The sequence below is a fragment of the Halomonas sp. HNIBRBA4712 genome (assembly GCF_043558675.1).
Classification (GTDB): Bacteria; Pseudomonadota; Gammaproteobacteria; order Pseudomonadales; family Halomonadaceae; genus Vreelandella.
Genome location: NZ_JBIFXR010000006.1, coordinates 28028 through 40681 on the forward strand (window position 1 = coordinate 28028; position 12654 = coordinate 40681).

11 protein-coding genes are annotated in these 12654 nt (G+C 65.4%); 8 read left to right on the plus strand and 3 right to left on the minus strand.

The window, feature by feature from the left end; genetic code table 11:
* Positions 1-3: 3 nt before the first annotated feature.
* Positions 4-750 (plus strand): transporter substrate-binding domain-containing protein, encoded by a 747-nt coding sequence (locus tag ACGK9R_RS12355; protein ID WP_394581679.1) that lies wholly within the window; start codon positions 4-6, stop codon positions 748-750.
* Here ACGK9R_RS12355 and ACGK9R_RS12360 read toward each other — a convergent pair.
* The 3 genes from ACGK9R_RS12360 to ACGK9R_RS12370 form a co-directional block, all read right to left on the minus strand.
* Complete coding sequence (locus ACGK9R_RS12360) at positions 688-1716, minus strand: YbhN family protein (RefSeq protein WP_394581680.1); 1029 nt, start codon at positions 1714-1716, stop codon at positions 688-690. The genes ACGK9R_RS12355 and ACGK9R_RS12360 overlap by 63 nt on opposite strands.
* Complete coding sequence (locus tag ACGK9R_RS12365; RefSeq protein ID WP_394581682.1) at positions 1688-2815, minus strand: glycosyltransferase family 4 protein; 1128 nt, start codon at positions 2813-2815, stop codon at positions 1688-1690. Before ACGK9R_RS12365 ends, ACGK9R_RS12360 begins: the two co-directional genes overlap by 29 nt.
* Positions 2816-2938: 123 nt before the next feature.
* Positions 2939-4876: an exoribonuclease II gene (locus ACGK9R_RS12370; RefSeq protein ID WP_394581684.1), complete on the minus strand. Its 1938-nt coding sequence runs from the start codon at positions 4874-4876 to the stop codon at positions 2939-2941.
* Between the two features lie 190 nt (positions 4877-5066).
* On the opposite strand from ACGK9R_RS12370, the gene ACGK9R_RS12375 reads away from it, so the two are divergent.
* From ACGK9R_RS12375 to ACGK9R_RS12405, 7 genes are all read left to right on the plus strand, one after another.
* Positions 5067-5864 (plus strand): HAD family hydrolase, encoded by a 798-nt coding sequence (locus ACGK9R_RS12375; protein WP_394581685.1) that lies wholly within the window; start codon positions 5067-5069, stop codon positions 5862-5864.
* 103 nt (positions 5865-5967) lie between these two features.
* A complete protein-coding gene (locus tag ACGK9R_RS12380; protein WP_394581687.1) occupies positions 5968-6690 on the plus strand; it encodes a response regulator in 723 nt (240 codons plus the stop codon).
* The gene (locus ACGK9R_RS12385) at positions 6690-8159 is read left to right on the plus strand and encodes an ATP-binding protein (protein ID WP_394581689.1); all 1470 of its coding nucleotides are present in this window, start codon (positions 6690-6692) and stop codon (positions 8157-8159) included. The genes ACGK9R_RS12380 and ACGK9R_RS12385 overlap by 1 nt, the downstream gene beginning before the upstream one ends.
* A gap of 182 nt (positions 8160-8341) precedes the next feature.
* Positions 8342-9628, plus strand: coding sequence for an ABC transporter substrate-binding protein (locus tag ACGK9R_RS12390; protein WP_394581691.1), 1287 nt, complete (start codon positions 8342-8344; stop codon positions 9626-9628).
* Between the two features lie 62 nt (positions 9629-9690).
* Positions 9691-10605, plus strand: a complete 915-nt coding sequence (locus tag ACGK9R_RS12395) for a carbohydrate ABC transporter permease (RefSeq protein WP_394581693.1) — start codon at positions 9691-9693, stop codon at positions 10603-10605.
* Complete coding sequence (locus ACGK9R_RS12400; protein WP_394581695.1) at positions 10598-11476, plus strand: carbohydrate ABC transporter permease; 879 nt, start codon at positions 10598-10600, stop codon at positions 11474-11476. The genes ACGK9R_RS12395 and ACGK9R_RS12400 overlap by 8 nt, the downstream gene beginning before the upstream one ends.
* Before the next feature lie 28 nt (positions 11477-11504).
* Positions 11505-12626, plus strand: a complete 1122-nt coding sequence (locus ACGK9R_RS12405) for an ABC transporter ATP-binding protein (RefSeq protein WP_394581697.1) — start codon at positions 11505-11507, stop codon at positions 12624-12626.
* Positions 12627-12654 lie beyond the last annotated feature (28 nt).

Here is a 12654-nt window from a genome sequence, read left to right on the forward strand (position 1 = left end):
CCCATGAACCACCATGATGAGGTACGCGCGGCGCTGGCACCCACCGGCGTGCTGCGGGTGACGATCAACGTCGGTAACCCGACGCTGGCGAATTTGCCGGCCGGCGCCACGCGTCCGACAGGTGTCTCCGTCGATATCGCCACCATGCTGGCCGAGCGCCTGGAGCTCGAGCTCGAGCTGATCGTGTTCGATGCGGCGGGCAAGGCCGTGACCGCCGTGACGGCGCACGAGGCCGACATGGGCTTTTTCGCCCAGGACCCGACGCGTGGCGAGGGTATCGCGTTCACGGCGCCTTACATGTTGATAGAAGGCGGGTATCTGGTTCGCGACGACTCGCCGATCCAGACCCTCGATGAGGTCGACCGGCCCGAGCATCGTATCGCGGTGGGCAAGGGCAGCGCTTATGATCTGTTCTTGAGCCGTACTATCGAGCGGGCAACGCTTCAGCGCTCGCCGACATCGCCGACGGTGGTGGCCTATTTCATGGAGCACGGGCTGGAAGTGGCGGCGGGCGTCAAGCAGCAGCTCGAAGCCGGGCTCGAGGAGTTTTCGGGCCTGCGAATGCTGCCCGGGCACTTCATGACCATCAAGCAGGCGATGGGGGTGCCGCAGGACGGCCCCCGCGCCGCAGTCGATTTTCTCGATGGCTTCATCGACGAGCTCAAGCAGGCGGGTACGCTCGAGACGCTATTCGACGCCCACGGGATCGAAGGCGTGACGATTGCGCCACTGCGTGAAGACGAGCCATAGCAAGATCGGGGCGCCGGCCAACAGGTAAAGGTGATAACTCACCAGCCGCCAGATGAGCACCGCCGCGACCACGCGCTCTTGGGTCATGAGCGGCAGCAGCAGCGTACCGACGCCGAGTTCGGCCGCGCCCGCGCCGCCGGGCAGAAAACTCAGCTGGCTCGCTGCCAGCGCCAGCATCTGGACCAGAAAGCTCCAGAACCAATCGACTTGTCCACCCACGCCGAGCACCGCCAGGTAGAGAAGGCTGTAGCGCAACAGCCAGTGCAGCGCCGTGAGCGCCAAGATGGCGCCAAGCATCGGTCGAGGCAGGCGCAGCGTGACCCCAATCGCATGACGGCAGCGCAAAAGCCGCCGTGCCAGCCAGCGCCGCCGGGCCGGGGCGCGCCTTGTCGCGCTGGGCAAGCGCAACAGCCTGGGCAGGTAGGCGATGGCGAGCGCCGCCATCGCCAGGGCGAGCCCCAGCCCCGCCAAGGCTGCCTGGATCACGCCCTGGTAAGGCCAGCCGGGGTCGCCGACCAGCGAGACGCCAACGGCCACGGCAAGCATGGCAAGAAAGAACAGCGAGTCGCAGCCCTGATCGATCAGAAACAGCGCCGCCCCCTTGGCGGGCGGTACGCCGCGTCGGTTGAGCAGCGCCAGCAGCGTCACCGGACCGCCGCTGCCGCCGGGGGTGGCGCACAGCGCGAACTTGGCGGCGAGTTCGATGCCCAAGGCGCTCGTCTGGCTGAGGGAGGCGCGCTTGCCCAGCATCAGGCGAAGGCGCAGCGCGTTGATGTTCCAGCAAAGCGCCGCCGTGACGAGCATCAGCGCCAGAAGTGTGAAAGGAAACGCCTCGAGGTAGGCAAGCGCCTGCTCACCGCCGGCCAGCGAGGTCAGTGCCAATGGCAGGACCAGTGCCGCGAGCAGAAGGACCAGCTGATAGCGGCGAAGGCGAAACCTAGCGCGAACGGGTTCGTGAGAGGGCATCGTGGCGCTCGGTGGCGGTCAAGGTGCAGTAGTGATCGAGCAGCTCGCCGATCACCGTGGGCCAGCCGAACCGACGCTCGACGAAGTGACGGGCGAAGCGGCCGCTGGCGGCGATGTCGTTGGCGAACAGTGCCCGGCAGGCCTCGCTCATCGCGTCCGGGTCCTGGGGCGGACAGAGGATGCCGCCGCCCAGCGGCACGTTCTCGATCAGCGCGCCAGCGCGGGCCCCGATCACCGGCAGGCCGCTGGCCATTGCCTCCTGCGCGATCAGCCCGAAGGTCTCGCGGGTGCCGGCGTGAAGCAGGGCATCGCTGCTAGCCAGTGCCGTGGCCACTTCGTGCACGCCGCAGCAGCGGCTCACCGAGGTCACGTTGGCCGGTACCCGGGTCGGCATGCCCGGGCCCATCAACAGCAGGTGGTAGTCGCTGCCCAGTCGCTGCAGGGTGGCGAGCAGTACATCGACGTTCTTCTCGCGAGAGAAACGCCCGACGAAGATCAGCAGGCGTTTCTCCTCGCCGATCCCCAGGCGCGCGCGAAGCTGGGCATCCCGGTGGCGAGGGTGAAAGCGTTCGAGATCCACACCCAGCGGCTGCACCCGAACGTTGGCCACGCCCCAGTCGGTCAGGCGCTCGGCCATGGCCTGGCAGGGAGCGAGCACGCTGTCGAAGCGCCGGTACAAATCGACCACGTAGCGAATCAGTCGGTCGCGCACGCGCTCACCGAAACGATCGCCCATCAGGTGTGGCAGGTCTGAGTGGTAGAAGCCGACCACCGGCACCCCCAGGCGCTGGCCCGCCTCGAGGGCGGCCCAGGCGGTGACGTAGGGGTCGCCTGCCTCGATGAGATCCGGGGAGAGTTCGATCAGTGCCTCGCGCCAGGCGCTGCGGCGCAGCGGGAAACGGTAGCCCTGGCCCAGCGGCAGGTGCGGGGCGGCCAGGGTATGCAGATCGCCCAGGCTATCGCGCTCGGCGCCGGGCACCAGCAGGCTGGTACGCACGTCGGCCGCGTTCAAGACGCGGTGCTTGGCCTGCAGGTAGGTGCGTACGCCGCCGCTTGACGGCGCATGGAACATGGTGATATCGGCCGTAAGCAAGGTCATCTCCGTGCCACGCAAGTGTCATCGGATCACCATAGAGCAGAAATGCGACAGTTCGACGACAGCGCGGCCAGAACGAAAACGCCACGGCAGGGGCCGTGGCGTGAGGTGCGAGCGAAGGAGGCGTTACGCCGGTCGCGCGACCAGCGAGCGGGTCTCCTCGCGCGCCTCGGTGAGGGCCACGCGCAGCGCGTCGCCGAGCTTGTAGCGCTCCTCACCTTCGATCTGGATACGGCCTTCCTTGTCGTCGATCACCACCTTGTCGCGATCGGCGTGCATCAAGGGAGCGGGCACGAAGGCGGTGGCGCCGTTGGCGAGCAGGCGCACGCGCATGCCGCCCCGGTTGATCGCCATGATCTCGGCCTCGAACACTTCCTGGTTCTCTGCCGCCGGGGTCAGGTAGCGCACGTAGAGCCAGTCCTTCACGTCGCGTTCGGCCATGCGGTTGAGGCGGCGGCGCTCGGTGAGTTGCTCGGTCAGCGCCTGGCTCGCTTCGGCGGGGGCCTGCTCGCCTTTCAACACGCGCTTGATCAGGCGATGGTTGACCATGTCGCCGTATTTTCTGATCGGCGAGGTCCAGGTGGCGTAGGCGGCAAGCCCCAGGCCGAAGTGCGGCCCCGGCTGGGCGGACATGCTGGTGAACCCCTGGAAGCGGCGCAGACGGGCGTCGAGCCAGGCGTCGTCACGGGATTCCAGCGCCCGCTTGAGCTCCTTGTAGTGCTCGAGCTCGGTGAGCGCCTCGAGGCCCACGGTGATCTCCTGGCCGGCGAGGAACTCCTGGGCGGCTTCGGCCTTCTCCGGCTCGAAGGCGCGGTGGACGTTGAAGATACCGTGGCCGATGTTTGCGGCGAGATAGTCCGCACAGCAGGCGTTGGCGGCGATCATCGACTCTTCGATCATGCGGTTGGCGATGCGACGCTCTTCGGTATTGATCGCCAGCACGTTGCCCGCTTCATCCAGCTCGAAAACGTAGTCCGGGCGGTCCTTGAACACCAGCGCGTGTTCGTTGCGCCAGGCGGTACGCGCCTCGGTCATCGCCTTGAGCGCCTTGAGCTGCTCGCCGATGTTATCCGCCGGCGCCCAGTCGCCCTGGCCGTCGAACCAGTCGGAGACGCGGTCGTAAACGAGCTTGGCGTGGGACTGCACCTCGGCGGCGAAGAAACGGTAGTCGCCGAGACTGCCGTCGGCATGGACGGTCAGCGTACAGGCGAGCGCCGGGCGGGTCTTGCCTTCCCAAAGCGAGCAGAGGTCGTCGGCCAACTGCTCGGGCAGCATGGTCACGTTCTGGCCCGGCAGGTAGACGGTGAAGGCGCGCACCCGCGCTTCCAGGTCCGCGGCGTGCTCTTCGTCTACATAAGCGGTCGGATCAGCGATCGCCACCGAGAGATCCCAGCCGCCATCCTCGCGGGTAGTGATGCGCAGAGCGTCATCCATGTCGCGGGTCTTTTCACCGTCGATGGTGAAGAAGGACTCCGCCGTCAGGTCTTCACGCGTCAGGCCCTCGTCGCGCAGCGGCCAGTCGCTGCCGGCCTCGGGGCTTGCCTGTTCCAGCGCGTGGCGGGCGAGCGTCACACGCCAGGGCACCGCGGGGTTGTCCGCCTTGGCCACCAGCTCGTCGATCTGGGCGAAGAAGCCACGATCGTTCTCTTTCAGCGGGTGGCGCACCAGCCGCGCCACGACCCAGTCGCCATCATTGATGCTCGACTCGTCCAGGCTGCGCTTGATGCGCGCCTTGATGACGTTACGAATCGACGGGTGATCCGGCACCACGGCCAGGCGGTCCTCGCGCTTTTGCACGCGTGCGACGAAGCGGTCCAGGCCCGCTTCGATCAGCTTTTCCGGGTCGACGGACTTCTTGTCGCCGTTTTCGTGAATCACTGCCTCGACCCGGTCGCCGTGAATCACCTTTTTCATGGCGGGGGGCGGCACGAAGTAGGAGTCGCCGCCGTCGGTTTCGAGAAAGCCGAAGCCTTTCTCGGTGCCCTTGATCACGCCTTCGGCGCGCGGCGTGGTGTCACGAATCTGTTGCTTGAGCTGAGCCAGCACGGAGTTATTTTGCAGCATGAGTTCAATCAGTTGGCGAGAGTAGCCTGCCACTATACGGATTCCCGCCCACCGCGCCAATTACCCCGCGCCTTGAGCGCGCCGCGCCCACGAAAGGTCAATGACTTACCCGCGTTCAGGATTATCGGTTAAGCTGATGGCCGCTTTTTTTGCCGCTTTCAGGCGCGCCCACCCGCTCAAGGAGCCTCCCATGACCCCCCGGCTGATTGTTTCCGACCTGGATGGAACGCTTCTGGGAAGCGATCACGTTCTGCACGACAGCACCATCGAGGTGCTGCGCGCGCTCGTCGAACAGGGCCACCAGCTCACGCTCGCCTCCGGGCGCCACTACCGCGACATGAAGGTGTTTCGCGACGAGATCGACGTGCCGATGCACCTGATCAGCAGCAACGGCGCCTACACCCACGCCCCGGACGATACTGTGCTCGACGCCCATCACGTCGACCCGGAGAAGGCCCGCGCGCTGATCAATCTCGAGCGCCCGGCCAACGTGCGCTTGAGCCTTTATCTGGACGATGCCTGGTACATCGACTGTGAATCGCCGGGGCACCTGGCGATGCACGCCGCGACCGGCTTCGTCTACCAGGTGGTGCCGGCAAGCGACATGCCCAGTGAGGGCATCGGCAAGGTGCTGTACGGCGGCGAGCCCGAGGCACTTGCTCGCATCGAGGCGCGGGTGCGCGAGATTGGCGGCGACGAGCTCCACGTGACCTACTCCACGCCGAATTCGCTCGAGATCATGGCCGGCGGGGTGAATAAGGGTGTAGCGCTTGCCGCACTGCTCGGGCGCTTGAATCTGCGCGCCGAGGAGTGTCTCGCCTTTGGTGACAATTTGAACGATATCGAGATGCTCGCGCTCGCCGGCGAGGCCCACTATATGGCCAACGCCCACCCGGAGATGGCCAGCCGGCTGGGGCGCGGGCGCCAGATTGGCCACCACGGCGAGGCCGGCGTAGCGACACTTTTGCGCGAGCGCTTTGGGCTTTAAAGACGGGCGTGGCGTCTACCACCTTGGTCGATAGCCGCTTGTAGAGGTCGGAGCTCTCCACCATTATCGTGACCCAACGATAATGAGCCGGAACCCGCTTATCATGACCCCATCGAGTGACTGCATCATGGTCGTCGACGACGACCCGGAGATCCGCGAGCTGCTGGCGGATTATCTGGGCCGCCACGGCTACCGGGTACAGACCGCCGACGGTGCCGATTCGCTGTTCAAGGCGCTTGCGACGAGCACGCCAAACCTTTTGATCCTGGACGTGATGATGCCCGGCGACGACGGCTTCGCCATTTGTCGCCGCCTGCGCCGCCAGGGGGATCTGCCGATCATCATGCTCACCGCCAGCAGCGATGACACCGACCGCATTCTGGGCCTCGAACTCGGCGCCGACGACTACGTGGCCAAGCCGTTCAACCCGCGCGAGCTTCTGGCGCGCATCAAGGCGGTGCTGCGCCGCGCCCACGCCCCGGCGCCGGCCAGCGTCGAAGACGCCCGGGTGGTACGCTTCGGCGCCTGGCAGCTCGACCGCACCACCCGTGAGCTGACGGACGAGCGCGGCGTCCAGGTCGCGCTCTCCGGCGCCGACTTTCAGCTTCTACAGGTGTTTCTCGAGCGCCCGGCGACGGTGATCACCCGCGACGATCTTTACACGCTCACCCGCGGGCGCGACGCGCCGCCGTTGGATCGCTCCATCGACGTTCACGTTTGCCGGCTGCGCCAGCGCCTGGGCGAGGACGCCCAACACTCCCAGCTGATTCGTACCGTTCGCGGGGCGGGCTACGTGCTCACCGCCCGGGTCGATGCCCTCGGGTGATGACGCTGAAACGACGTATTCAACGCCTGCTTCCGGCTACGCTTCGCGGGCGCTTCGTGATCATCATGATCGCCGGGGTGCTGGCGGCCCAAGCGGGCAGCTACGCGCTTTGGAGCGCTCAGGTGCGCGCCAGCCAGCTCGAACAGCTCGACGAGCTTTCAAGCAACATGGCGCAAAGTATCGCCGCGACCATGAAGTACTTTCGCTCGCTGCCAGTGGACTACCGCCATATCGTGCTCGATCAGCTGCGCAACATGGGCGGCACGCGTTTTTTCGTCAGCGTCAACGAGCGGCGCATACCGGTGGTCGATATCGGTGACGGCCCGGAAAAGGCGCTGGTGGTGGATAACGTCCACACCATTTTGGCCCGCGAACTCGCCATCGAGGATATCGTCGTCGAGTTCTCGCGCCCGGACACCCTGCGCCTTTTTAATAACGAGGTGCTGCTGCATGACCTGCCGCCGCGCTGGGGCCAGCACAGCCTCTTGATGGAACCGCTGTCGCCGCCGATCCTGGTGGTCCAGCTCGAGCTCGCCCCAAACATGTGGCTCTATGTCGCCACGCTGCTCGGCGTGCCGGATATTTTTAGCGCCAGCGCCTGGCTTTCCGAGGAGCGCCTGCTGGTGGGGGTGCTGGTGCTGATCAGCGTACTGGGGCTCTCGCTTTTAAGCATCAAAAGCGCCATCCGGCCCCTGGCGCGACTCGCGCGCGCCGCGCGCCAGCTCGGCGACGACCTGGATAGACCGCCGCTCAAGGAGAGCGGCCCGAGAGAAGTCGCCGCGACGGCGGCGGCGTTCAACCGTATGCAGCGGCGCATACGCGAGCAGGTCGAGGAGCGTGAGCGGCTCTTTTCGGCGATCTCCCACGATTTGAAAACCCCGATTACCCGCATGCGCCTTCGCGCCGAAATGCTCGACGATCCGCGCCAGCGCGAGCGCTTTTGCGCCTCGCTCGACGAGCTTTCCGAGCTGGTCAAGGGGGCGCTGGCCTCGGTCAAGGGGCTCGACCTGCACGAGGAACCGGCGGCTACGGATATCGGGGCGCTGGCGCTTCATCTCGCCTCGGAGCTTTGCCTGCAGGGCGGCGATGTCGAGATCACCGGCCAGGCTGTGCCTTTGGTGGTCAAGCCGCTGGCGATCAAGCGCTGTCTTTCGAACCTTTTGGAGAACGCGGTGTTCTACGGCCAGCACGCCCGGGTCGAGATCATCGACGCCCCGGAGCGCGTGACGATTCGCCTTCGAGATGCCGGTCCCGGCATCGAGGAGTCACAGCTCGATCGGGTCTTTTCGCCGTTCGTGCGCCTTGAAGCCTCGCGTAGCCGCCACACCGGCGGCAGCGGCTTGGGGCTAGGCATCGCCCGCCACATCGCCCGCGCTCACGGGGGCGATATCACGCTTGCCAATCATCCCACCGGCGGACTCGTCGCCACGCTGACGCTTGCCCGTCAGGCCAATGTTACCGGCTTGTAATAAAGCGCCAACACTTTGTAGGAAAGCGATACTCCCGTTTGCCTGTGCGGCGGCGTACCCTCACGTAAAGGGCACGCTCGAACGCGGCCCATTGTTTTAAAACAGTCGAGCGTCTTAAAACCAGCCGAACGTCTTATCACAGTCGACCCGCGCCGCCGACAATAACAACGCCAGGAGCCACCATGTCCACTTTGCGTCTACCTGCTTTGCCTCTACCGTCTTTGCGCCAGTCCGCTCTCGGCCTTGCGCTTTCGATTGCCGCCACCACCTGGGCTCAGGCAAGCGATGTCGAGGTCCTCCACTGGTGGACCTCTGGCGGCGAGGCCCGTGCGGCCAATGTGCTCAAGGAGCTGTTGGAAGCCGAAGGTTACGGCTGGGAAGATTTCGCCGTGGCCGGCGGCGGCGGTGAAACCGCGATGACCGTGCTGAAATCCCGCGCCATGTCCGGCAACCCGCCCTCGGCGGCCCAGATCAAGGGCCCGGAAATTCAGGAGTGGGGCGAGCTTGGGCTTCTGGGTGATCTCGACGACGTCGCCGCCGATGAGAACTGGGACGCGCTGCTGCCCGAGGTGGTCGCCGACATCATGCGCTTCGACGGCCATTATGTGGCGGTGCCGGCCAACGTGCACCGGGTCAACTGGCTGTGGGCCAACCCGGAGGTGCTGGACGCCGCCGGGGTCGAGATGCCCACGACCCTTGACGAGCTGTTCACCGCCGGCGAGGCGATTCGCGAAGCGGGCTTCGTGCCACTGGCCCACGGCGGCCAGGCCTGGCAGGACGCCACCGTGTTCGAAAGCGTGGTACTGGGAAGCCAGGGCGTGGATTTCTACCGCCAGTCGCTGGTCGAGCTTGACCCCGAGGCGTTGGGAAGCGATCAAATGATCGAGGCGCTGGAGACCTTCAAACGCCTGCGCGAGCTGATGGACGAGGGTATGCCCGGGCGCGACTGGAACATCGCGACCAATATGGTGATCGAGGGCGAGGCCGGCTTTCAGCTGATGGGCGACTGGGCCAAGGGCGAGTTCACCGCCGCCGGGCTCACCGCCGGCGAGGATTACCTGTGCGCTGCCGCACCGGGCAGTGAAGATGCCTTCTCGTTCAACATCGACAGCCTTGCCATGTTCCGCGTGAGCGACGACGGTGAGCGCGAGGCCCAGCAGGCGCTGGCGCGGCTGGTACTCGAACCGACCTTCCAGGAAGCCTTCAACCTGGCCAAGGGCTCGATTCCCGCCCGCCCGGATCTCGACATGAGCGAGTTCGACAGCTGCGCCGAGCAGTCGCTGGCGGATTTCCAGCGCACCGCTGACACCGGTGGCCTGGTGCCGAGCATGTCCCACGGCATGGCCGTACGCGCCGACGTACAGGGTGCGATCTTCGATGTGGTGACCAACTACTTCAACGACGCCAACATGCCCGCCGAGCAGGCCGCCGAGCGCCTGGTGAGTGCCGCTCGGATGGCCTCGTTCTAAACGTTCCTTGATGTTCGCGCCGCCGCCCGGCGGCGCGCCTTGCTGACCGGCGAGATTTCCCCATGACACACTCGATTTCACCGAAGGCCCGACGGCCGACGGCGTCCGGCCGACTGCAGGCGTGGCTGCCGCGGCTGGTGCTGGCGCCTTCGGCGGCCGTGATCCTGTTTTTCGTTTACGGCTTCATGCTCTGGACGTTCGTGCTGTCGCTGACCAGCTCGCGCATGCTGCCAAGCTACGACTTCGTCGGCTTCGGGCAGTACGCGCGGCTGATGGCCAACGACCGCTGGTGGGTCGCCTCTACCAACCTGATGATTTTTGGCACGCTGTTCGTGGCGGTGTGCCTGGTGATCGGCGCGCTGCTCGCCATTTTGCTCGACCAGAAAATCCGTCAGGAGGGGGTGCTGCGCACTGTCTATCTCTACCCGATGGCGCTGTCGTTCATCGTCACCGGGGTGGTGTGGAAGTGGCTCTTGAACCCGCAGCTCGGTATCCAGGCGATGGTACAGGGCTGGGGCTTCGAGTCGTTTCGCTTTGATTGGATCGTCGACCCGAACATGGCGATCTATACGCTGGTGATCGCCGCGGTGTGGCAGGCCTCGGGCTTCGTGATGGCGCTGTTTTTAGCCGGGCTCAGAGGCATCGACGACAGCATCGTCAAGGCCGCCCAGCTCGACGGAGCGAGCTTACCGCGCATTTACTGGCGCGTGGTGATGCCGTGCCTGCGCCCGGTGGTGTTCAGCGCGGTGATGATTCTGGCCCACATCGCGATCAAGAGCTTCGATCTGGTGGTGGCGCTGACCGGCGGTGGCCCCGGCTACGCCACTGATCTGCCCGCGACCTTCATGTACACCCACTCCTTCAACCGCGCCCAGATCGGGTTGGGCTCCGCCAGCGCCATGCTGATGCTGGGCGGGGTGCTGGCGATTCTGATTCCCTATCTCTATTCGGAACTGAGGAGCCGCCGCCATGGCTGATGCCATTCGTCGCCAAACCGTCGGCGCGCGCCTTTTGCGCGGCGCGCTCTACGCCGTTTTGATTCTGGCCGCACTTTTCTACGCGCTGCCACTGTTGATCATGCTGATCACCTCCATCAAGCCGCTGTCCGAGATCACCGCCGGCTCGCTGCTGTCGCTTCCGCAGAACCCGACGCTCGCGCCCTGGACCAAAGCCTGGGGCGAGGCGTGTACCGGTATGCGCTGCGAAGGCGTGGGGGGCTACTTCTGGAACTCGTTTGCCATCGTGATTCCCGCGGTGCTGATCTCGACCACACTCGGTGCGCTCAACGGCTACGCCTTGACCAAGTGGCGCTTCAAGGGCGCGGAGATCGTGTTCGCCCTGATGCTGTTTGGCTGCTTCATTCCTTTTCAGGTGGTGCTGCTTCCCATGGCGCAGACGCTTGGCTGGCTGGGGCTTTCCAGCTCGCGCTCTGGCCTGGTGCTGGTGCACGTGGTGTTCGGTATCGCGTTCACGACGCTTTTTTTCCGCAACTTCTACGTCGGCATCCCGGATGAGCTGGTGTCGGCGGCGAAGCTCGACGGTGCCGGGTTCTTTCGCATCTTCTGGCGCATTCTGCTGCCGGTATCGGCGCCGATCATCGTGGTGTCGATCATTTGGCAATTCACCCAGATCTGGAACGACTTCCTGTTCGGCGTGGCATTTTCAGGCCACGACACCCAGCCGGTGACGGTGGCGCTCAACAACCTGGTGAACACCTCGACCGGCGTTACCGAGTACAACGTCAATATGGCGGCGGCGATGATTGCGGCGCTGCCGACGCTGGTGGTTTACGTGCTGGCCGGCAAGTACTTCGTGCGCGGGCTGACCGCCGGTTCGGTCAAGGGTTAAGTACTCAACAATAACGGGGACGCAATTTATGGCAGCGCTTGAAATCGATCAGGTACGCAAGGAGTTCGGCCGCGAGCGGGTACTCAAGGACGTGAGCCTTTCCATCGAGTCCGGTCAGTTTCTGATTCTGGTGGGGCCGTCCGGCTGCGGCAAGTCGACGCTCATGAACGCCATCGCCGGGCTCGAGCCGGTCACCAGCGGGCGCATCCGCATCGACGGCGAGGACGTGACCGGGCGTACCCCCGCCGAGCGGGACATCGCCATGGTATTCCAGTCCTATGCGCTCTACCCGAGCATGACGGTGCGCCAAAACATCAGCTTCGGACTTGAGATGCGCAAGGTGCCCAAGGCCGAGCGCATTGACGCGGTGGAGCGGGTAGCGGATCTTTTGCAGATCTCGCACCTTCTGGAGCGCAAACCCGCCCAGCTTTCCGGCGGGCAGCGCCAGCGGGTGGCGATGGGTCGGGCGCTGGCGCGCGAGCCCAAGGTGTATCTGTTCGATGAGCCGCTGTCGAACCTGGACGCCAAGCTGCGTGTCGACATGCGCACCGAGATCAAGAAGCTCCATCAGCGCTTGGGTACCACCATCGTTTACGTGACCCACGACCAGGTTGAGGCGATGACACTTGCGGACAAGATCGCGGTGATGCGCGACGGTCATATTCTGCAGCTGGGCTCGCCGGACGAGGTGTACAACGACCCGGTAGACATGTTCGTCGCGGGCTTCATGGGCTCGCCCTCGATGAACTTCATTCGCGCCACCCTCGAGCAGGAAGGCGGCGGGGTTCAACTGCGTATCGATACCCCGAGCGAGGAGAGCCTGACGCTCCCCTGGCCCGCGGCGCGGACAACTGAAGCGCTTACCGAGCGGATCGGCAAAACGGTGATTCTCGGCCTGCGCCCGGAGCACTTTAGTGAGGAGGACGCGCGCTTGGGCGCCCAGGCGGAGGGGACGCCAATGGCGGCGACGGTCAGCGTGGTCGAGCCGACCGGGGCGGATATCCTGCTGCGCCTGCCGCTGGGCGAAGAAGAGATCACCGCCCGAGTCGGCCCCAAGTGCGCCGTCGCCCCGGGGAATCGGCTGGCGCTGCGGGTCGACATGAGCCGGGCGGTCATGTTCGACGCCGACAGCGAACAGCGCATCGCCTGACGCGGTCTTCGGTCTTGTGTTAGCGGTC